Here is a 19691-nt window from a genome sequence, read left to right as displayed (position 1 = left end):
GGGAGGCCTTGTTATCGTCTGGACTTGCAAATAAGTTCGTTTTATTTCAGCACATCGTGATCCACGTACCGTTCGCCGTTTATTTCGCTGATCAACTCGATGGCGACCTTTGCCCCGTCGCCTGCCGTAATGATCGTATGAACGCTGACGCCCGCCGCCGTGCCGGCCGCCCAGATTCGCGGAACGCTGGTCCGGCCTTGCCCGTCCGTAGCGATGACGGTTTTGATTCTCGGCTCGCGGCCTTCTTTCAGCTCCAGGCCGGTAGCGCTTGCAAGATCGGTCAACGCGCCGGTGGCCAATATGATATGGGACGCCTCGTAGCTGCGGCCGGATTCCGTTTTTACGGTTACTGTCGAACCTCCGTTGGCATCGATATGCGTCACTTTTTCTTCAATGAACTTGGCGCCGAATTTTTCGGCCTGCTCCCGTCCGATTTTGAGCAAATCCGGTCCGGAAATGTCCTTTGCCCCGTAATGGTTCTCAATCCAGGCCCGCTTCGTCATGCTTGCGTTGCTGTCCAGAACAAGCGTTTCTTTGCCCGCCTTGGCCAAAAATAACGCCGCGCTGGCTCCAGCCGGCCCTGCCCCGATTACAATTACCTCAGCCACAAGTACACCTACTTTCTAAAATTTTCATGCCGCCTTCGCGACCCGAAAACGGCATGAGCTTATTTAATCCACTGCTCCGCCCAGGACTGCACCTGCTCCATCACCGGACGAAGCGCCCGCCCTTTTTCGGTCAATTCATATTCGATGCGAACCGGCGTTTCCGGATAAACATGACGGACCAAAATCCCCTCACATTCCAAATCCTTCATCCGTTCCGATAACATCTTATCGCTCATGGAAGGAATCTGATTGGAAATATCCTTGAAGCGTTTCGGCCCGCTCATCAGGGTTTGAATAATCAAGCCGTTCCAGCGTTTTCCCAAAAACGAAAAAGCCGATTCAAATCGCGGACACATTCCATACGAATGCTCATCCATAACATTCACCTCATTATTATAGCAAGCCTACAAGCGTTAAACTTACGTTAAGTAAGTTAATATATTTCATAATAGCATATTTACACGCGGAAAGTAAGGGGGGACTCTTCATTCACGCCCCGTATCCGAAAAAACGGCCGCCTTGGCGGCAGCCGCTAATATAGTATATTACGTTTATGGTCAGTTATACCCACCACATCTCGGCGGCGGAATCTTCCATAAGCACTTGCTGCAGATTGCGCACGGCTTTGGTAAATCCTTCATCGATCGACATTAGCCCGTCTTCGTGCTCGATGCTTACCGCGTAATCGTAGCCGTACAGCCGAAGCGCGCTGATAATGTCGGCCCACGTCTTCAGATCGTGGCCGTAACCGACGGTGCGGAACTGCCAAGCCCGCTCCTGCATGTTCGTGTAAGGCTGCATATCCGTGATGCCGTAACGGTTTACGTTCACCGGATCAATCGTCGTATCTTTGGCGTGGAAATGGTGGATGGCGCCGGCCTTGCCAAGGATCGCAATCGCTTGCACCGGATCGATTCCCTGCCACCACATATGGCTCGGGTCGAGGTTGGCCCCGATGACTTCGCCGGCCGCTTCGCGCAGGCGCAGCAGCGTCGCCGGCGTGTGCACGGAAAATCCGCCGTGCAACTCAAGCCCGATCTTCACATGGTGATCGGCGGCAAATTTGCCCCATTCCGTCCAATACGGAATGACTTTATTTTTCCACTGCCAGTCCAGAACTTCCTGGAAGTCGTTGGGCCAAGGCGCTACCGGCCAGTTGGGATACTTGGCATCCTCATGATCGCCCGGGCAGCCGGAAAACGTGTTGACGACCGGCACTTCCAGCAACTCGGCCAATTGCACGGTTTTGACGAAAACGTCGTGGAACTCCTTGGCGATCGCCTTTTGCGGATGCAGCGGATTGCCGTGGCAGCTAAGCGCGCTGATAATGAGTCCACGGGACTCCACCATTTTTTTGAACTCTTCCCGGGCCGCCTTGTTTTCCAGCAGCACATCGGGATTGCAGTGGGCGTTCCCGGGATGTCCGCCGGTGCCGATTTCCACGGCTTTCAGCCCTTGTGCGGCCGCCTTATCGAGCGCTTGTTCGAGCGGAAGGCCTCCAAACAGAACCAGAAATACTCCTAATTTCACCTCTATGCTCCTCCTTGCTTCGTGGTTTGGCCCAAGGCCGGGTTAGTCAAAATATACGGTTTGGCCGGTTTTGGCCGATTTATAGATGGCTTCCAAAATTTCCGTGACCACAAGCGCCTGTTCCGGCTTCACGAGCGGCTCTTTATCTTCCAAGATCGCTTGCACCCAAGCTCTCGCTTCACGGGTGGATTCGTTTTCCTGTTTGCCTTCGTAGAAAGCGACCCCGCCGGATCCGAGATCGACGTTGGTTTCGTACAGGCGGCTCAATTTTTCGCCGTTCAGGCGCAGGCCGTTCGTCATGTCGGCGCCGCCCTCCGTTCCGCATAGCAGCGTTTTCGCTTCTCCAACCTCGACGATATTGAGCGCCCAGCTGGATTCCAGAATAATCGTCGCCCCGTTCTTCATCGTAATGAAGCCAAACGCGGAATCCTCGACTTTAAATTGCTCGGGATCCCAAGGGCCAAACGCATTCGCCGCGTTTTCGCGGTTTCCGAGTTTGTGGAATACGGAACCGGTGACGCTTTTCGGCTCGTAATTGTCCATCAGCCACAAGGTCAAGTCAAGCGCATGGGTGCCGATGTCGATCAGCGGACCGCCGCCCTGCTTCTCTTCGTCCAGGAACACGCCCCAGGTCGGAACGGCGCGGCGGCGCAGCGCCAGAGCTTTTCCGAAATAGATGTCGCCAAGCTCACCGTTTTCGCACAGTTCCTTCAAATAAAGGCTGTCGCTGCGGAAGCGGTTTTGGTATGCGATCGACAGCTTTTTCCCCGTGCGTTTGGCCGCGTCCAGCATTTGACGGGCTTGCTCCGCCGTTTTGGCCATCGGCTTCTCGCACATCACGTGGCGGCCCGATTCCAGCGAAGCGACGGTAATTTCCGCATGCGAATCGTTTGGCGTGCAGACGTGAACCACTTCAGCGTCGCTTTCCGCCAGCAATTTCCGGAAATCGGTAAATACTTTGGCTCCCTCTACGCCGTATTCGGCGGCCGCTTTTTGCGCGCGTTCCTCCACGATGTCGCAGAAGGCGACCAGCTCTACCTCTGGTTGCTGCTTCAGACTCGGCAAATGTTTTCCATTGGCGATGCCGCCGCATCCGATGATGGCGACTTTTAATGTTTTAGACATGAAGTTTTCCTCCCTTTTCGGCATAAGCGCGTACCCATTCCATACTTGCGGCGATGCTTTCCAGCGAATCTCCCGCGCAGTGATCCTGCTCTACGATCAGCCATTCCGCGCCCGCGTCGATCGCGGCATCCCCAATCGCGGCAACGGCGACTTCTCCCCGGCCCAGCTCCACCGTTTCCGGCGAACCGTCCGGCTTCTTAAGAACATCCTTCCAGTGCACGAGCGGAAGCCGATCGCGATATGTAGCGATGTATGCCAGCGGATCCGCTCCGGCAAAGGCTACCCAGCAGGAATCCAGCTCCATGTGCAGCAGGGAGGCGGGCACCTGTTCGTAAATCGCATCCAGCACCGGTTTGCCGTTCAGCGACTGGGTCAGCTCAAAATCATGATTATGATAGCAGAGAATCATTTCTTCCTGTTTGCAGCGTTCCCCGAATTTTTTCAAGTCCTCGATGACCTCGGGCCAACGGTTGCGGTCTTCCTCCGACAGATACGGCACGACGATATACCGGTTGCCGATCGCCTTGTTGAAAGCAATCTCTTCATCAAGCGCGGCCTTTAAACGGTCGTAAGCCGTATGGGCACCCACCGCAACCAGCCCGGTTTCCTGCAGGATTTGCTGTACTTGTCCCACAGTTCTCCCGTAAAATCCGGCAAACTCCACGCCCTTATACCCAAGCTCGGCTACCTTGCGCAGCGTGCCTTCAAAATCGCGTTCCAAATGATCTCTTACCGTATAAAGCTGCAGTCCAACCTTTGCCATAAAATATCACCTCTCCATAAAAATGAAAGACTCTACTTTAAACTATCCGCGCTTTCCAGCAAAATATGCCGGCCTTCGCGCGATGAACGGGCCACGGCATGCATCGCCTCCAGCACATGGTAGCCGAGTTTGCCGCTGGCCCGGTGTTGCCGGCCTTCAAGAATCGCCCTGGCCATATCCTCGATGCCGCGGCCGCGCTCATTTTCGCCGCATTCAAACGCCGGCGGGACGGTTTCCCAAACGTCGCTGCCCGAACGGCGGACCTTCACGTCCCCGTTAAAGTAGTTCGGGTCGGGGACAAGCAGCGTCCCTTCGGTCCCATAAATCTCGATGCGGGGCAGGACGCTTCCGCCGGGGACATCGAAGCTGGTCACGAGCGTGCCGATGGCGCCTCCGGTAAAATCCAGCGTGGCGCTGTAGTGCGTCGGCGTATGCACCGGAATCGTTTTGCCGGCGTTGGGTCCGGTTTTGACCGTGCGTTCGGGAACCGGGTTGCCCGCCGAGCCGCTGATGCGCGCGATCGGCCCGAGCAGCTCTACGAACGCGGTCAAATAGTACGGCCCCATGTCGAACATCGGTCCCCCGCCTTCCGCGTAGAAAAACTCGGGATTCGGGTGCCAGCTTTCCGGCCCGCCGCCCATCATAAACGCGGTGGCCGCCACCGGACGGCCGATCAACCCGTCCGCAATGGCCTTGCGGCTCGTCTCGATGCCTGCGCCAAGAAACGTATCGGGAGCGCAGCCCACGCGGAGATTTTTGGCCGCCGCCTGTTCCAGCATGCTTCGCGCGTCCTCCAGCGAGATCGCCAGCGGCTTCTCAACGTACACATGCTTGCCATGGGCAAGCGCTGCCATATTGACGGCGGCGTGGGACGACGGTACGGTCAAGTTCAACACCATGTCGATATCCTGCCGTCCCAGCAATTCCTCCACGGTGTAGACGTTTTCAATTGCGAATTGCTCTGCCCGCTCGCGGGCCTTCTCCGGGAGAAGATCGGCTACCGCCGTAATCCTGGCGAATTCGCTTTGCCCGAGGTACGTCAAGTATGCCGGACTGATGTTGCCGCAGCCGATCATGCCTATCTTCATCGTCATTTCTGGTCACTCCCGCCAAGCAGATGTGTGTATTCTGGGTTGTTTTCATGTACAATGGTATTTCAAATTGCGCTGATTTAAAATGAATAATATGATTAAAACATGAACAATCTGGTCATTATTTTTAGAGATCCCAACGGAGGTCGGTTATGAAACCTAATTCGAACCTGCAGATTTTATTAGCCGGCTATTCGGTGCACCACAAGCCGTTTCATACGGTGCAGCCGGACGGGCACGAAAACTATTTGATCCGGCTGCAAAGCTCGGGCAAATGCCGGTCCCGCTTAAACGGCCGGCTGGAGCTGATCGAACCCGGCGATCTGCTGCTGTTTGCGCCGGGCGAACCCTACGAGCTGAAAATTGAAGCTGAAATGAGCGGACTGGGCGAAACGGTGGTGTCCAGCGGCGATTATCATATTTTTTTGGCCGGGCCATGGATCGAAGCTTGGTGGAACAAACGGTCAAGACCCCATCGGGTGAAGGTTCCTCTTTCCGAAGGCATCGTCGGCGCTTTCCGGCAAATCATGTTGGAGCAGCGCCGCATCGCCAACCCGGCCCCGGAAATCGCGGAATATTATTTGAAAATACTATGCATGGACATCGACCGGAACCTGCTGGATCAGCCGCGGCCCGCTTATCCGACTTATCTTGCCCATCGGATCAAAAATTATATTGAAGAGAACGCCGCCACCCCCTTCAAATTGGAGGATGCGGCCGCCTATGCCGGCATCAGCGTTTCCCGGGCGGTGCATCTGTTTAAGGACACGTTCGGGACAAGCATCATTCAATATACGCTGGAGGTCAGGCTGAACATGGCGCGCGAACGGATTATTTTCAGCCCGCTTTCGCTGGAGCATGTCGCGGAGAGCTCCGGTTTCCCCAGCTATAATTATTTTCACAAAGTGTTCCGCAAAAAGTTCGGTATGTCGCCCCGGCAGTTCCGGCAACAAGCGCGCGGCCAGCATCCGGTTTAAAAAGCGAAAAACGCCGCAGGGGTTAGTTGCTCCCCGGCGGCGTTTCATCGTTTGCGGACTTTCAGACCTGAGCCTGCGCCGCTTCGCGCAAGCGCGCTTTTCTTTTCTTCATTTGCGTGCCGATGCCGATGACGGCGATGATTACAAGCACCTCAAATCCGTATTTGATCCAGTTGCTTGCGAACAGTTCGTCAATAAGCGGTTCCTGCACGATCATTTTGGCCGCGGTCCAGGCCAGGACGGCAGCGCCGATCGTGATAACGATCGGGAAGCGCTCCGTCAGCTTCAGAATCAGCGTGCTGCCCCAGACCATAATCGGAACGGAGACGGCCAGCCCGATAATGACGAGCAGGAAATCGCCGTGCGCCGCGCCGGCCACCGCCAGCACGTTGTCCAGACCCATCATCGCGTCGGCGATGATAATGGTCCGGATCGCCGCCCACATCTGGTTGCCCGCATTGATCTCGTGGCTTTTTTCATCCACGATCAATTTGTAGGCAATCCAAACGAGCGCTAGCCCCCCGGCGAGCCGCAGCCCGGGAATATTCAGCAGCTGTACGACGAGCAGCGTCATGACGACGCGGATGAGAATGGCGCCGACGGTCCCCCAAATAATCACTTTTTTCTGATCTTTTTGCGGCACGTTGCGTGCGGCAAGCCCGATCACGATCGCATTGTCCCCGGCAAGCACGAGATCGATCAATATGATGGATAGCAGTGCGGCCCAAAATTCCGGAGATAATAATTCCATGTTTCTCTCCCCTTTCATAGTTTCCCATGCATCGACCCATTTTTTTGCTTCAGACGGATCTACGGGAAGAAACGCCTTCTTCCATCCAAAAAAATGCGCCGTGTCCGTATTGGGCACGACGCAAAAACGCATCAAAAAAAGACCTTTACCCAATACTCGCTACGGGCAAAGGTCTCGCTAACAACTAAGTTACGTTGCCAATAAAGCCGGGGTATGTATAACTCCCGTAATGACGACTTTATTGTATAAGCTACTCCCCTTTGGGAACCATGCATGTTTTCTTGGAGCAATTATACCACGTCCCGTTGAAGAGCACCAGTCTTTTCGGAGAATCGTTTTGGCTTTTTCGGAAAACACGCTATAATGATATCGAAACGGAGGGATCATAATGAGTTCAGCGTCAAATACAAAGGTAGAACTGGCCACTTTTGCCGGAGGCTGCTTCTGGTGTATGGTTTCGCCGTTTGAGGAACTCCCGGGCATACACGGCATTGTATCGGGATATACAGGGGGAAGCACGGTAAACCCTACTTATGAAGAGGTTTGCGCCGGCGGAACCGGCCATTACGAAGCCGTGCAAATCCAATTTGATCCGGCGGTGTTCCCGTACCGCAAGCTGCTTGAGCTCTACTGGCAGCAAATCGACCCGACCGATGAAGGCGGGCAATTCCACGACCGGGGCGAATCGTACCGGACGGCCATATTTTATCATAACGAGGAGCAGCGCCGGGAAGCGGAGGAATCCAAGCTGGCGCTGGAAAGAAGCGGCCGCTTCGACAAACCGATCGTTACTCCGGTGCTTCCGGCGGCTCCTTTTTATCCGGCCGAAGAATACCATCAACAGTACCATAAAAAAAATCCGCTGCATTACAAGCTGTACCGTAAAGGCTCGGGCCGCGAGGATTTCCTGGAACGCCATTGGTCCGTTCCCGCAGGCCGGGAGGAGCTAAAGCGCCGGCTTACGCCGATGCAATACGAGGTCACGCAAAATAACGCCACCGAGCGGCCCTTTACCGGCGAGTACTGGGATCACGACGAGGAAGGCATCTACGTGGACATCGTCTCGGGCGAACCGCTGTTCAGCTCGCGCGACAAATTCGACGCCGGCTGCGGCTGGCCAAGCTTCACCCGTCCGATCCGCAGCTATCACATCAAGGAACGGACGGACACCAGCCACTTCATGATCCGCACCGAGGTGCGCAGCCGCATGGGGGATTCGCATCTGGGCCACGTGTTCGACGACGGACCGGAACCGACCGGCCTGCGGTACTGCATCAACTCCGCGGCGCTGCGGTTCGTTCCGAAGGCCGACATGGAGAAGGAAGGCTACGGCGAGTATCTCGTGTTATTCGATGAGCCGCGGGAGTAGCTGCCTTCTAAAGATAATAAGGTGTACTTTTGCAGTTGATTCACCTAGTCTAACAAATTCGCACCGCATTAAAATGGTTGCCCCAAGACCGTGCTGTTCTCAAAATGGTCTGGGCAACCTTTTTTTGATTATGGTCATCGACGATTCGCCCTACGCTTCGGCGTCGCCGTCCGAGTTTTGTTCCGCTTTTTTCCGGGCGCGGAAACGCCGCACCTTCATCAGATTGCCGCACATTTTGTCGTCGCAGTATTTCTTCGTCCGATTCCGCGTATCGTCATAAAATATCCACCTGCAGTCCGGGTTGTCGCAAACGCGGATGCGGCCGGCCTCCCCCTGCGAAACGGTCTGGCCGAAGCTTGCGGCCACCTCCGCCAGCACCTGCCTCCACTCCGCCATAGCCGGCCGGTATTGCAGCTTGACGCTTCCTTCGCGATCAGCCGCAAACTCCCGGTACACCGTCCCCGGCTTCATATACTGATTCAGCAAGTGCCAGGCCCCTTCGCCCATCTCTCCGCCGCCGGCCAAATCAACCGCCAGGGCATGCAGCTTTTCCCGAAACTCCCGCATCGCCGCGATGTCATCATCCGCCGCCGGAACCGGCGCCCGCAGCCGCCAATCGTTCAGAAACCCCGACTGCCATGACGGCTTCTCCAGCCGGTCCTCGCTTCGTCCGCCGCCTTTCCAGTCATGCCATTCGCTGTTGATAAAATCACTCCAAAGCGTCTCCAATTCAACTTGCCTCCCAAAGCTGCTCGTAACTATCTAAATCAATATTAAGTGGTTACAATTCTCCGGATATTTTGCTACAATTACATTGTAGCCTTTTAATAAATAGTTAGCCAGTTACATTGATGGGAGGAAGTAAGGATGAGCGAAAACGCAGTTGATTTGTTGCTAGTGCAAAAAGACAACACCTGGGAGCTGGAAGAGTGGGTCGTCCCTTTGTCCGCCGCGCTTGCCAACGTCACGGCCGAACAGGCCGCCTGGGCGCCGCCGGGCGGGGGCAATACGATTTGGCAAACCGTAAGCCATATCAATTATTTCAACCAGCGGATACTTAGCCGCTTGCGGGGGATCGATCCGGGCCCCGATGCAGGTACAAACGAGGAAACGTTTGGCGGGCCGGGAGACGCCCAGGACGAGAACGGCTGGAGCCACACGCTCGCCGAAACAAAACGGATCGAGCTGGAGCTGCGCGAGGCGATTGCTTCCTTAAGCGAAGCCGATCTGGAAGCTCCTTTTGGCTCAAGCACGGAAACGATCGGCCGTGAACTTTCCCGCTGGATGCTGCATGACGCCTACCATGCCGGGCAAATCGTGCTTATCCGCCGGCAGCAGGGCTGCTGGAGATCCTAGGGCGTTCCGCCGGCAATTCGCCGGACGGGAAGCGGCAAAAAAAAACGGCCCGAGCCTTAAGCTCGAGCCGTTTTTTCCTTAACTTTAACCCGGTGCGGGACGCGCAGCGGCGTCAACTGACCGTGTCCGTAATGAACGGTCCAGGTGATCACTTTACCTGCTATAAGAACTGCCATAATCGTAAATAAGGTTTCCTTAAAAGGCAGATATAATAATGAAATCGTTAGAACGATGGCATCCATCAGCACAAACATGGCACCGATTTTGATTCCGGACCATTGGCTAAGCAGCATCGACAAAATGTCGTCTCCCCCGCTCGCTCCGCCCGCCCGCAGCACCAGACCCGCTCCGATCCCCGTCAGCAAGCCCGACAGCAGCGCCGCCAGCGGCAAATTCGCGCGCAAATCGATCACGAGTGGAGAGAATTGCTCGCACAATTCGTAAAACGCCGAAAACGCAAGCGATGAGAATAGCGTATTAAGGACAAACTTGCGGCCCTTCAAAAACCAGGCCAGCAGCACGATCGGCACATCAAGCGCGATCATCGTCAGCGCCGGCGGCAGGTTAAGCAAATATTTTCCAAGCAGGGCCAGGCCCACAAAGCCGCCTTCCGACAATCCGTTCTGAAAGTTAATGTGATAATAAGCAAAAGCCAATAAACAGGAGCCAAACAGCATCATCAATAGCGATTTTCCGTCAACTTGCCATCTTGTCTTGTTCCTCATACGGGATCCCTCTTATCGTAGTTTGGTTGACCTTACGCCAACGCCCTACGGAGAAGGTCCTTGAGGACTTTATCCTTCGCATGATGTCACGCCTCTTTCGTAGGGTTGTTGGCCGTAACCGACAGTCCATGAAAGAAGCTAAGTATAAGAGAGATCACAACGTTTCCAAATCGTCCTTGGGGAATTCGTCCTTCGGGAACTCATGGTATCCTGATCCTTTCTTTAGATTTTTCTTATATTTATATTATACCACAAAGCAAAACATGACGACAGCAATCATCCAAATCTCAAATAATTAAGGCGAATAATGTGACGTATATCATTGCAATCTACAAATAGTTCACATTTCGGAAAATTTCGGTGTGACGAAGATCACCTTTTAGGGAATTACCCCTGTCTATACTGAGGTGGAAGCAAATCGAAATTCCGAGAAAGAAGGTTTTCACTAATGCTTGATGCCAAAACGATCGAGATCATCAAGTCGACCGTACCCGTACTCGAAGTTCACGGCGAAACGATAACCAAAAAGTTTTACGAAACGATGTTTAAAAATCATCCCGAACTGCTCAACATATTCAACCATGCCAACCAACGCCAAGGCAAACAGCCGACGGCGCTCGCCAACGCCGTTTACGCCGCCGCCGCGCATATCGACCGCCTTGAGGAAATCCTCCCGGTCGTGCGCGGCATCGCGCAAAAACACCGGGCGCTCGGCATTATGCCGGAGCATTATCCGATCGTCGGCGAAAACCTGCTGGCGGCGATCAAAATGGTGCTCGGCGACGCCGCTACCGATGAAATTCTGGAAGCCTGGGGCAAAGCCTACGGTGTAATCGCCGACGTGTTCATCAGCACGGAAGCCGAGATGTACAAGGAAGCCGAGCAACAAAAAGGCGGCTGGCGGGGATTCCGCCGGTTTGTCGTCGACCGCAAAGTCAAGGAAAGCGAAGTCATCACCTCATTTTATTTGAAGCCGGAAGACGGCGGGGAGATCGCCCCCTACAAACCGGGCCAATACATCACCGTACGCGTAAAGCCGGAGGGCCAGGAATTCACCCATCTCCGCCATTACAGCCTGTCCGCGGCTCCCGGCCAGCCTTTTTACCGGATTTCCGTCAAACGGGAAGACGCCGTGGAGGGCCAGCCGGCCGGCATTGTATCCACTTATTTGCATGAGCGGATCGGCGAAGGCGACGTGCTTGAACTAAGCGCGCCGGCCGGTGATTTTACGCTCGACCAATCGCAGCAAATACCGCTTGTTCTGCTGAGCGGCGGCGTCGGGCTCACGCCGATGATCAGCATGCTGGAGACGGCGCTGCAAAGCGGCTCGGGGCGGGAGATCGTTTATATCCATGCCGCCCGGAGCGGAAGACACCACGCGATGAAGGAGCATGTAGACGAGCTTACGCGAACCCATGACAATCTCCGCTCCTATTTCATCTACGAAACGGCGGAAGCCGGAGAAACCCCCGACAAAACGGGCTACATCGATCTTCCGTGGCTGAAGAGCGTCACGGACGCGGGCAGCGATTTTTATTTCTGCGGTCCGCTGCCGTTCATGAAAGCAATTAACCGGGTGCTGAAAGAATGGGGCGTTCCCGGAGAGCGGATTCACTTCGAGTTTTTCGGACCGGCCGACAGTCTCGAGGATACGATGAGCAAATAAACTACGTGGGCCAGACGGAAACATCCAAAACTCAAAAGCGCGGGATCAGGGATTTCCCTGTACCCGCGCTTTTTAAACGCAAATCTCTCATCTTATTTTTTCAGCTGAATGTCAAAGCGGGCGCGTTCCCCGGCGGCAAATACAATCGTGCCGTTCTCGGGCAGCTGCACTTGATTACTCCCGCTGACAACCGTGAAGTTCACACAAAGCCCGTTCGCGTCATATACCGCAAAGGCTCCGTGCTCAGGCATCCCGACCGTCATCGTCTTGCCGGCCGCCGCTTTAGGAACGGTGTACCATCTGGCCGTTTCACCAGCCTGCAGCATGACCGTAGACTTCTTGCCGGCATGCAGCGGTTTGACCCCATCTTCGCTTATATAGACCGAACCCAATGCCTCAAAATATTCTACGCCCTCCCGGGAAAAGAAGCGGTATTCCGCCGTATCCCGGCTTCCCGTGCCCGGAATTTGATGCCGGCTCACCGCGGTATTGGAATCTATGATCTTCTTATCCACCAAATACCCCGGCAAGTCATCTGTCCGGCCGATCCGCAAGGTCGGCCTCATCAGTTGATAGATCACCGAGCTGTACTTCTCGTTGACGGGATAGTAAGTCTTCCCTTCCCGCTTCTCCCAAGCTGCTTCTATCTCGGGAGGCAGTGGAGTCCCTTCGGCTTCTTCCAGCTTTTCGGCCGAATACACATTTAGCGCCGCCTGTCCCAATTCAGGAACCGTTGCATAGTGCCTTTCCCGCAAGTAGGTGCGGCCGTTCTTTTCGGTAACGAAGCTGACCTGCACGCTGCCGTCTTCGCTGACAAAAGCGCCTTCAGCGGTGTAGACAAGCTTTTGCTCCGGAGCTTCCGGGTTGAGCGGTGTCGTGATTGACATTTCGCCATCGGCAAAAGCCACTTTCACCTGCTGATTGGTAGCGACGTAATAACCGGCATATTTGAACATATTGCCGGGAATTTCTGTTTTATCCGGCTTGCCAAACGACTTCGCCGGCTTGAATTCTTTAATGGTCCCTTTTTGCTTCAAACTTTGGAGCAGCAGCTCGGCCGCCAGCATCTGGTTTATTGAACTGGAGCCGCCGGAGGATAAGACGGCTGCCGCCATGTTCTGTTCCGGAAGCACAATCAGCGAGGCATGATACAGCAGGACGTCTCCGCCTTTGGACAGCGCTTTAATGCCGTAATCATTAAACGGAAACAACTTTACGCTATCCCAGCCCAGCCCGTAATTCACCACGGAAGTATCCGCTTCTTCGGGCCATAGTCCCTTTTTGTATTCCTCCTGCTCCATAGCATGAACCGACTGCTCGGACAAAACGCGGTTTTGCGAGTCCTTCATAAATACATCCGCAAATTGCACCAGATCCTCGGCGGTGGAATAAATCCCTCCCGCCCCGATGACATTTGCGGTTAGGCTAGGCAGCTGCCCCTGGTAAGCCGGATAATAAAGAGCCGCCATGTTGCTTACATCAAGCTGATCCTTGGGAGTCTTGGTATGGCTCAGTTGCAGCGGTCCGGTCAAATACTGATGAATGAATGCCGTATAATCCATTCCGCTAACTCGCTCTACCAAGATTTCAGCCAGGGTAAAACCGTCGTTGCAATAGACCGAGAAGGCCCCCGGATCGGCCTTTAGAGTTTGAGCGGATAGTTGCTTAAGTAACGTATCATGGGCATGGGAGTCGTTATCCTCAAAAAGAAAGGCGCTTCCCAGGCTTGAGCCCGGCAGCCCCGAGGAATGATTAAGCAGCATCCGCGGCGTGATCCGTTTATAGCGTTCGTCCTGCATTTTGAAGTCCGGTATGTACTCAATCAAGGGAGTATCCAGATTTACCTTCCCCTGGTCTGCCAGCATCATCACCGCGGCGGCGGTAAACATCTTGCTCGTGGAACCTATTCCGTACATAGTGTCGGAGGTCAACGGGATTTTGCCGCCGGCATCATTAAGCCCCGCCTGACCGGATATCGTAATCTTGCCCTGATCGATCAGGGCATATTGGATGCTTGCGGTCTGATACTTTTTGGTAATCAGCTCCGCTTTCTCAGCCGCCAGTTTCTCCAATGACCCGCCTGAAAGGACGGGAACGTTAGGCTCCGCTGCAAATGCGCCTGCCGGCAGCAGCAGCATAATCATGAGGCCGGTTAACAGCGTGCTCTGGAATCTTTTTTTCAAAGAAAAAGCCTCCTTTAAAATAGGGTTCCTAATGTAGTACGTTTCACCGGATCATTCGTTTCCCGATCCGCAAACAAAAAAAGACCACTTGCATAAGCTAAGTGGTCTCTTAATCATCTTGCTTTTGGCGTCCGGTCCAATCGATCCAGGGAAGGGCTATGGTCCGCCGCGGCCTATTCCTTGTGCTGGCCGCGCAGCAGCCGGTTGACGGTTTCCCGTCTTACGCCGATCAGCTGTCCGATCTCTTCCTGGGTTAAGTAATCGGTCAAAGGGATGCCGTTGGCATGCCGGTTCAGCCATTTGCTCAGGAGCTCCAGCCGTTCGGCCGGCGTGCCGACCGTTAAATGATCCAGGCGCTCCTGCATAAACCGGACCTTCTCCTGGAGAAGTTCCGCCACTTCCAGCGGCTTCTTCGGGTCTTCCTGCAGCTCACGGTACCAAGTCTGGGCGGGAATCGCCTCGACCTCGCTGCGCATTAAAGCGATCGCCGTGCCGTGGATCTCCTTCGGCGAAATCAAGGAATGATGCGGAACCGTCTCTCCCGGATATAAAATATTAAATAAAACCACGTTGCCGTTCTCATGCAGGCGCGTCACTTTGAACAGGCCGCTTTTGATATGGTATAAAAACGAACCGTCATCCCCCTGCCGGAATAAGATTTCGCCTTTATGCAAAATCATAAGATCTCTCTCCATTCCCCTGATTCACAATTATTACTATTATAGCAAAAATGCCAGGGGCTGTCTTATAAACCTTTGGGAACGCCGGTTTCTCATTTTTCGCCAGGTTCATCCGGTTTAATTGTTCAGAAATTATACAATCAAGGCTGCCCTTTGCGGAGCAGCCTTGATATCGGTTATTTTGCCGGTTGCCGGAGCTTGCTATTCCACGACTCATAGCTATGGACCGCTACGCCGGCAAACGAGGCGTGCCGCCCTCCGAGCTGCTCCAGTTGCTTCATCTCCCGGTTCAGCGAAGCAAGCGGCTGTCCATGAAAGGAAACGCCCGGTCCTTCCGTGCTTTCCCCCAGCTCAACGCCCACCCAGACCTGCTTCTTCTGGCGGTCGGCTTCGGACAATGTCGTTCGCGCCAGCTCGTAGCTCCGCCCGGCCGTATCGCGGTAGGCCATGATCGCCAAATAATCGAACCGGTCGACCATCCAATTACCGAGCGGCAGCTGCACGCTTTTTGAAGGGTGGTCGATTTCATCGAGCCAGAAAGGAACCGCCGCCCCTATCTGCAGGTTGTTGTATTTGGCCGTTTCCGTCCAGGCCCGGATGCCTTCCATCCACTGCTCGACAATCGACTCCCGCTCTTTGGTCCACGTCTTCAGCAAATAGGGCTCGACGTCGAACTGCACGCCTTTGAACCGTTCCTCGGGCGAAACCCCGCGGTTATAAACCGCCACCCAATTCAGGAAGTCGCCCCCCTCCCGGCGCTGCTCCCGCAGCGCCCATTCGGGGTGTCCGTTCAAAGCGTGAACCTCGATCCCATGCGACGCGGCCAAACTTATAAAACGGCGGTAGCTGTCATTGCCCACTCCGCCGCCGATCTGCAGGAAGATGACTTTGACATCCTCCCGTTCGGCAAAATCCACGATCTCTTCGGGCCGCTGCTCAATTTGCGCGGTGTCCCAGATCCAGGTCGCTTTCGGCTGCGGGTCGTTTGCAGGGAGTAACACAAGCGTCAGCACTACCGCCAGCATCAGCAGCATCCCCCCCATGACAATGACGGCCAACCGCTTGCGCTGCGCGATGATTCCGGCCACTCTCATCCGCAGCGCCGCTTTCTTGCGCAAGGTTCCGTTACCCGACAATCAGCGCTGCGGCTTCCACGTTCACCGGATGGACGGAGTGGCCGATTTTGTAGATGTGCGGAAGCGGGTAGTCGCGGAAAGCGTTGCGCGTATCGACGATCGGCACGCCCAGTTCGGCGATGGCGCCGTAATCCAGATTGCTGTGATTCGTCACCAGCACGAAGCAATCGTACGTTTTGAACTTGTCCAGCTCGTAGCTGACGCTATGCACCACGCCGCCCGATTTTTCCCGGAAGCTGGACGCGTAAGGATCGTAATAATCGACTCTGGCGCCGCTGTCCTTAAACAGCTCGTACACCGCAAGCCCCGGCGATTCGCGCAGGTCGGCGATATCCGGCTTGTAGGCCATGCCGAGCACGAGAATTTTCGATTGTTTGACCGACTTGGCGTATTCGTTTAAAATTTTCGACGTTTTGTTGACGACGTAATAAGGCATGTTGTCGTTCGTCGACTGGGCCAGTTCGATAAACTGGCTGTAAAAGCGGAAGCCTTTCGCTTTCCAGGACAGGTACATCGGGTCCAGCGGAATGCAGTGGCCGCCGATGCCCGGGCCCGGGTAAAACGGCATGAAGCCAAACGGCTTCGTTTTGGCCGCGTCGATCACTTCCCAAATGTCGATGCCCATCCGGTCGCACATCATCGCCATTTCGTTGACGAAAGCGATGTTGACGCTGCGGAACGTGTTTTCCAGCAGCTTGGACATTTCCGCAACCTTCGGCGAGGATACCGGCACGACCGTCTGGACATACCGGGAATACAGCGCCGTTCCCAACTCGAGGCAGGCTTTGGTCGTCCCGCCGATGACCTTCGGCGTATTGTAAGTATTAAACTTGGAGTTGGACGGATCCACCCGCTCCGGCGAGAAGCACAGGAAGAAGTCCTCCCCGGCGGCATATCCCAGCTTCTCCAGCTCCCGCTGGATCAGTTCCTCCGTCGTTCCCGGATACGTCGTGCTTTCCAGCGTAATCAGCATGCCTTTTTTCATATAACGTTTGATTTGCTCCACTACCGTCACGATATAAGAGGTATCCGGATCCTGATTTTCACTTAACGGGGTTGGCACGCAAATGCTGACCGCGTCGATCTCCGACAGCACGGCATAGTCCGTCGTCGGCTTAAACCGGCCGCTCGCCATCGCGGCGGCCAGCGTTTCGGACGGGATATCGTGTATGTACGATTCCCCGCGCTCAATCTTGTCGATTTTTCCGGCATCCAGATCGATTCCGACGACCCGAAAGCCCTGCTTCACCATCTCGACAGCCAGCGGCAATCCGACATATCCAAGGCCCACGACACCAAGCACGGCCGTTTTCGACTCAATCGCATTCAACAGTTTATAGTAGTTATTATTCACAGGTTTCAACCTCCATTTTGTCTGTATAGGATTAGGTTACCTTTAAATAATGCAACGGCGGATCCGCGCGTCCAGTTCGACAGGGGAAAACGGCTTCGTAATGTAGTCGTCCACCCCGCTTTGAAAGCACAGGCTGATCGTTTTTTCGACACGCTGTTCGGTAAGCACGACGATTCTCGGCGTTTCGCCTTCTTTGATCCGCTGGATTTGATGGATGTACGGAAGCCCGTCAATGCCGTAAAGATTGAGCTCGGTCAAGACCAGGTCAGGTTTCCAGCTCTCAATCAGCTCCAGCGCGGAAATACCGTTATCGGCCGTCACCGTTTCGTAATTTTGCATCCCCAGCCGGATCTGCAAAAATTCCCGTACGGTGGGGTCTCCTTCCACAATGAGGATGCGGCTTTTGGCCAACGGCGTATCGTGTTTCGTAAAAATATGAATATCGTCGGAATAGTTCTGTTTGGCCGCTTCTTCCAACTGCTGCAGCACCTGCAGCGTGATCTCCTCCTGGCCGGCAAAACCGGCGACCGCCACCTGCGGACGGTAGTTTGCAATTCTTTCCTGAAGACGCAGCTTCAGCCGCAGGCCCTCAAAATGGACCGTGTCCAAGGCTTGTCCCGGAAACAGGACGGCGATGCTGCCCGGCTCTTTCCCGCTCCAAACTTCAAAATCAAGCCCCGACTCGGAATCCAGAATTCCCCGGACCTGCGTTTCCGCATTGGATGGTCCGCCCGCGGAATAAATGAACACCATCCCGTTGACCTCGCAGGCGTTTTTCTCCACGCTTTGCTTCATGCTTGCATACACTTCGGATTGTTCCACTTCGCTTTGCACTGCCGTTATGTTTGGCATCATTCATTCCCGCCTTTCTCGAAACTTAGATTTTGGATAGCAATGACCATGAAATGGAAAAGCTTCACGGTACTTGCCAACAGTTTGTTTTCGCCATATCAGCCCCCTTCCGGCCCCGGCAAGGAGAGCGGAGGTTACGCGGTTTTGGCCTGCTCCGCCGGGGTTTCCCGTTTTCCCGCCGGCGCCTTGTCCTGCCAGCTTTGCCGGGTCATCGTGCCCCAGGAGTTGTTGTTGCGCAAAAACTGGATATGCCCCTGGATCCGCCAAAGTCCTCCGAGCTGGGCGTAACCGAAAAATTTGAAAGCCGAATAAAAGAGCAGCCGGCATAAATCCGACAGCTTGCTGAACCGCTTGAAAGCCAGTTCCTCCAGCAGGAGCGCGCCGATGCTGAGCAGGTACCCGCTGAGGAAATTGATCAGCCAGAACACGGCCAAAATCCGCCAGTGGGTCATATCGAGCATCGTATACCCGATCAGAGCGAGCAGCCCCGTAATTTTGAAATAAGGATTCAGCGCCTCGAAAATAATGTTGTACGGCATCGTCAAAAGCCCCATCACCTTGTATCTCGGGTTGAACGCCATGTCGTAGTTTTCGATCATGTTTTTCAGGTTTCCGCGTCCCCAGCGTTTGCGCTGATTGGACAAAATCCGGTACGTGTCCGGCGCCTGCGTCCAGCAGACCGCCTCCGGACAAAAGGCGATCCGGTACTTCAGCTTGTTCTCCAGCATATAGCGGTGCAGCTTGATAATGATGTTCATGTCCTCCCCGGGGTAACCGCCCCGGTAGCCGCCCACCGCGACGACGTACTCTTTGCGGAACAGGCCGAACGCCCCGGACACGATGATCAGCCCGTTAATCGAGCTCCAGCCGATGCGGCCCCCGAGAAACGCCTTCAAGTATTCCGTGGCCTGGAACATCGGCCACATTTTGCGCGGCAGCGAAACCTGCTTCACCGCCCCGTTTTCGATCACGCAGCCGTTGGCAATGCGGACGTCGCCGCCGATCGCCACCGTCTCCTCCGGATTTTCCATGTACATCCGGGCCATCCGGATCAGCGCGTCCTTCTCCAGCAGCGAATCCGCGTCGATGGATGAAATGAGCGGATAATGCGATAAATTAATGCCGGCGTTCAGCGAATCGGCCTTGCCGCCGTTCGGTTTGTCGATCACGTACAGATGCGGATATTGCGGGTTATGGTACACGGCCGTGATCGGCTGGCAGTCGATCGTCTGACGAATATCCGGATTCGGCAGCGGCTCAAGCCCAAATTCCTCCCGCAGTACCCCGAGCGTATTGTCCTTGGAACCGTCATTGATCACGATGACCTCGTATGTCGGATAATTCAAAGTAAGCAGGCATTTAACGTTTTCGATGACGGTAACTTCTTCGTTATACGCCGGAACGAGCAGCGAAATCGGCGGCACCAGCTCGGAGCCGGACAGCGTATTGTATTTCGAATATGCCGCGCGCCGGAAAATCGTCATAATTTGGCGAAACGAAAAACCCATGATCGAGAAATAGATAA

General features: G+C 54.8%; 19 protein-coding genes. 4 read left to right on the top strand and 15 right to left on the bottom strand.

Annotated elements, in window-relative coordinates:
- Positions 1-41: 41 nt before the first annotated feature.
- The 6 genes from DYE26_RS01685 to DYE26_RS01660 all read right to left on the bottom strand — a co-directional run bounded on the left by DYE26_RS01685 (position 42) and on the right by DYE26_RS01660 (position 5120).
- Positions 42-608 carry an FAD-dependent oxidoreductase gene (locus DYE26_RS01685; protein ID WP_036621669.1) on the bottom strand — a complete coding sequence of 189 codons (567 nt, stop codon included), beginning with the start codon at positions 606-608 and terminating at the stop codon, positions 42-44.
- Between the two features lie 59 nt (positions 609-667).
- Positions 668-985 carry a winged helix-turn-helix transcriptional regulator gene (locus DYE26_RS01680; protein ID WP_036621667.1) on the bottom strand — a complete coding sequence of 106 codons (318 nt, stop codon included), beginning with the start codon at positions 983-985 and terminating at the stop codon, positions 668-670.
- Between the two features lie 184 nt (positions 986-1169).
- Positions 1170-2138, bottom strand: a complete 969-nt coding sequence (locus DYE26_RS01675) for a sugar phosphate isomerase/epimerase family protein (protein ID WP_036621666.1) — start codon at positions 2136-2138, stop codon at positions 1170-1172.
- A 42-nt stretch (positions 2139-2180) separates the two neighbouring features.
- On the bottom strand, positions 2181-3263 hold the full coding sequence (locus DYE26_RS01670) for a Gfo/Idh/MocA family protein (RefSeq protein WP_036621665.1): 1083 nt from the start codon (positions 3261-3263) through the stop codon (positions 2181-2183).
- Positions 3256-4026 (bottom strand): sugar phosphate isomerase/epimerase family protein, encoded by a 771-nt coding sequence (locus DYE26_RS01665; protein ID WP_036621664.1) that lies wholly within the window; start codon positions 4024-4026, stop codon positions 3256-3258. Before DYE26_RS01665 ends, DYE26_RS01670 begins: the two co-directional genes overlap by 8 nt.
- 32 nt (positions 4027-4058) lie before the next feature.
- Positions 4059-5120 (bottom strand): Gfo/Idh/MocA family protein, encoded by a 1062-nt coding sequence (locus DYE26_RS01660; protein ID WP_036621663.1) that lies wholly within the window; start codon positions 5118-5120, stop codon positions 4059-4061.
- Positions 5121-5269: 149 nt separating this feature from the next.
- On the opposite strand from DYE26_RS01660, the gene DYE26_RS01655 reads away from it, so the two are divergent.
- Positions 5270-6094 (top strand): AraC family transcriptional regulator, encoded by an 825-nt coding sequence (locus tag DYE26_RS01655; RefSeq protein WP_036621661.1) that lies wholly within the window; start codon positions 5270-5272, stop codon positions 6092-6094.
- Positions 6095-6155: 61 nt separating this feature from the next.
- On the opposite strand, the gene DYE26_RS01650 is transcribed toward DYE26_RS01655, so the two are convergent.
- Positions 6156-6845, bottom strand: coding sequence for a TerC family protein (locus DYE26_RS01650; protein ID WP_036627924.1), 690 nt, complete (start codon positions 6843-6845; stop codon positions 6156-6158).
- Positions 6846-7233: 388 nt separating this feature from the next.
- Here DYE26_RS01650 and msrB point away from each other — a divergent pair, with 388 nt between their 5' ends.
- Entirely contained in the window at positions 7234-8214 is a 981-nt protein-coding gene (gene msrB, locus DYE26_RS01645; RefSeq protein ID WP_036621659.1) for a peptide-methionine (R)-S-oxide reductase MsrB, read from the top strand.
- A gap of 150 nt (positions 8215-8364) precedes the next feature.
- Here the strand turns inward: msrB and DYE26_RS01640 are convergent, their stop codons facing one another.
- Positions 8365-8943, bottom strand: coding sequence for a CGNR zinc finger domain-containing protein (locus DYE26_RS01640; RefSeq protein WP_036621656.1), 579 nt, complete (start codon positions 8941-8943; stop codon positions 8365-8367).
- A 138-nt stretch (positions 8944-9081) separates the two neighbouring features.
- Between DYE26_RS01640 and DYE26_RS01635 the strand changes: the two genes are divergently transcribed.
- Positions 9082-9570, top strand: a complete 489-nt coding sequence (locus tag DYE26_RS01635; protein WP_051985377.1) for a DinB family protein — start codon at positions 9082-9084, stop codon at positions 9568-9570.
- Between the two features lie 56 nt (positions 9571-9626).
- Here the strand turns inward: DYE26_RS01635 and DYE26_RS01630 are convergent, their stop codons facing one another.
- The gene (locus DYE26_RS01630) at positions 9627-10295 is read right to left on the bottom strand and encodes a YitT family protein (protein ID WP_036621653.1); all 669 of its coding nucleotides are present in this window, start codon (positions 10293-10295) and stop codon (positions 9627-9629) included.
- Between the two features lie 448 nt (positions 10296-10743).
- Here DYE26_RS01630 and hmpA point away from each other — a divergent pair, with 448 nt between their 5' ends.
- Entirely contained in the window at positions 10744-11961 is a 1218-nt protein-coding gene (hmpA, locus tag DYE26_RS01625; protein WP_036621651.1) for an NO-inducible flavohemoprotein, read from the top strand.
- Positions 11962-12053: 92 nt separating this feature from the next.
- Here hmpA and DYE26_RS01620 read toward each other — a convergent pair whose 3' ends face one another.
- From DYE26_RS01620 to DYE26_RS01595, 6 genes are all read right to left on the bottom strand, one after another.
- Complete coding sequence (locus tag DYE26_RS01620) at positions 12054-14144, bottom strand: serine hydrolase domain-containing protein (protein ID WP_036621649.1); 2091 nt, start codon at positions 14142-14144, stop codon at positions 12054-12056.
- A gap of 173 nt (positions 14145-14317) precedes the next feature.
- Complete coding sequence (locus DYE26_RS01615) at positions 14318-14824, bottom strand: Crp/Fnr family transcriptional regulator (protein ID WP_036621646.1); 507 nt, start codon at positions 14822-14824, stop codon at positions 14318-14320.
- A 176-nt stretch (positions 14825-15000) separates the two neighbouring features.
- Positions 15001-15960 carry a hypothetical protein gene (locus tag DYE26_RS01610; RefSeq protein ID WP_240534120.1) on the bottom strand — a complete coding sequence of 320 codons (960 nt, stop codon included), beginning with the start codon at positions 15958-15960 and terminating at the stop codon, positions 15001-15003.
- Positions 15950-17314: a nucleotide sugar dehydrogenase gene (locus DYE26_RS01605; RefSeq protein ID WP_036621644.1), complete on the bottom strand. Its 1365-nt coding sequence runs from the start codon at positions 17312-17314 to the stop codon at positions 15950-15952. Before DYE26_RS01605 ends, DYE26_RS01610 begins: the two co-directional genes overlap by 11 nt.
- 42 nt (positions 17315-17356) lie before the next feature.
- A complete protein-coding gene (locus DYE26_RS01600; RefSeq protein WP_082207732.1) occupies positions 17357-18169 on the bottom strand; it encodes a response regulator in 813 nt (270 codons plus the stop codon).
- 131 nt (positions 18170-18300) lie between these two features.
- Positions 18301-19674, bottom strand: a complete 1374-nt coding sequence (locus DYE26_RS01595) for a glycosyltransferase family 2 protein (RefSeq protein ID WP_051985845.1) — start codon at positions 19672-19674, stop codon at positions 18301-18303.
- Between the last annotated feature and the right edge of the window lie 17 nt (positions 19675-19691).

The organism is Paenibacillus macerans (assembly GCF_900454495.1).
Lineage (GTDB): Bacteria > Bacillota > Bacilli > Paenibacillales > Paenibacillaceae > Fontibacillus > Fontibacillus macerans.
The sequence above is the reverse complement of the archived record's forward strand: the minus strand, read 5'-3'. Positions and strand labels throughout refer to the sequence as shown.

Coding starts and splice junctions, on each gene's coding strand:
- DYE26_RS01680 (WP_036621667.1), bottom strand. CDS start 985: ATGGATGAGCATTCGTATGGAATGTGTCCGCGATTTGAATCGGCTTTT.
- DYE26_RS01600 (WP_082207732.1), bottom strand. CDS start 18,169: ATGATGCCAAACATAACGGCAGTGCAAAGCGAAGTGGAACAATCCGAA.
- DYE26_RS01630 (WP_036621653.1), bottom strand. CDS start 10,295: ATGAGGAACAAGACAAGATGGCAAGTTGACGGAAAATCGCTATTGATG.
- DYE26_RS01665 (WP_036621664.1), bottom strand. CDS start 4,026: ATGGCAAAGGTTGGACTGCAGCTTTATACGGTAAGAGATCATTTGGAA.
- DYE26_RS01635 (WP_051985377.1), top strand. CDS start 9,082: ATGAGCGAAAACGCAGTTGATTTGTTGCTAGTGCAAAAAGACAACACC.
- DYE26_RS01670 (WP_036621665.1), bottom strand. CDS start 3,263: ATGTCTAAAACATTAAAAGTCGCCATCATCGGATGCGGCGGCATCGCC.
- DYE26_RS01655 (WP_036621661.1), top strand. CDS start 5,270: ATGAAACCTAATTCGAACCTGCAGATTTTATTAGCCGGCTATTCGGTG.
- DYE26_RS01650 (WP_036627924.1), bottom strand. CDS start 6,845: ATGGAATTATTATCTCCGGAATTTTGGGCCGCACTGCTATCCATCATA.
- DYE26_RS01615 (WP_036621646.1), bottom strand. CDS start 14,824: ATGATTTTGCATAAAGGCGAAATCTTATTCCGGCAGGGGGATGACGGT.
- DYE26_RS01660 (WP_036621663.1), bottom strand. CDS start 5,120: ATGACGATGAAGATAGGCATGATCGGCTGCGGCAACATCAGTCCGGCA.
- DYE26_RS01595 (WP_051985845.1), bottom strand. CDS start 19,674: ATGGGTTTTTCGTTTCGCCAAATTATGACGATTTTCCGGCGCGCGGCA.
- hmpA (WP_036621651.1), top strand. CDS start 10,744: ATGCTTGATGCCAAAACGATCGAGATCATCAAGTCGACCGTACCCGTA.
- msrB (WP_036621659.1), top strand. CDS start 7,234: ATGAGTTCAGCGTCAAATACAAAGGTAGAACTGGCCACTTTTGCCGGA.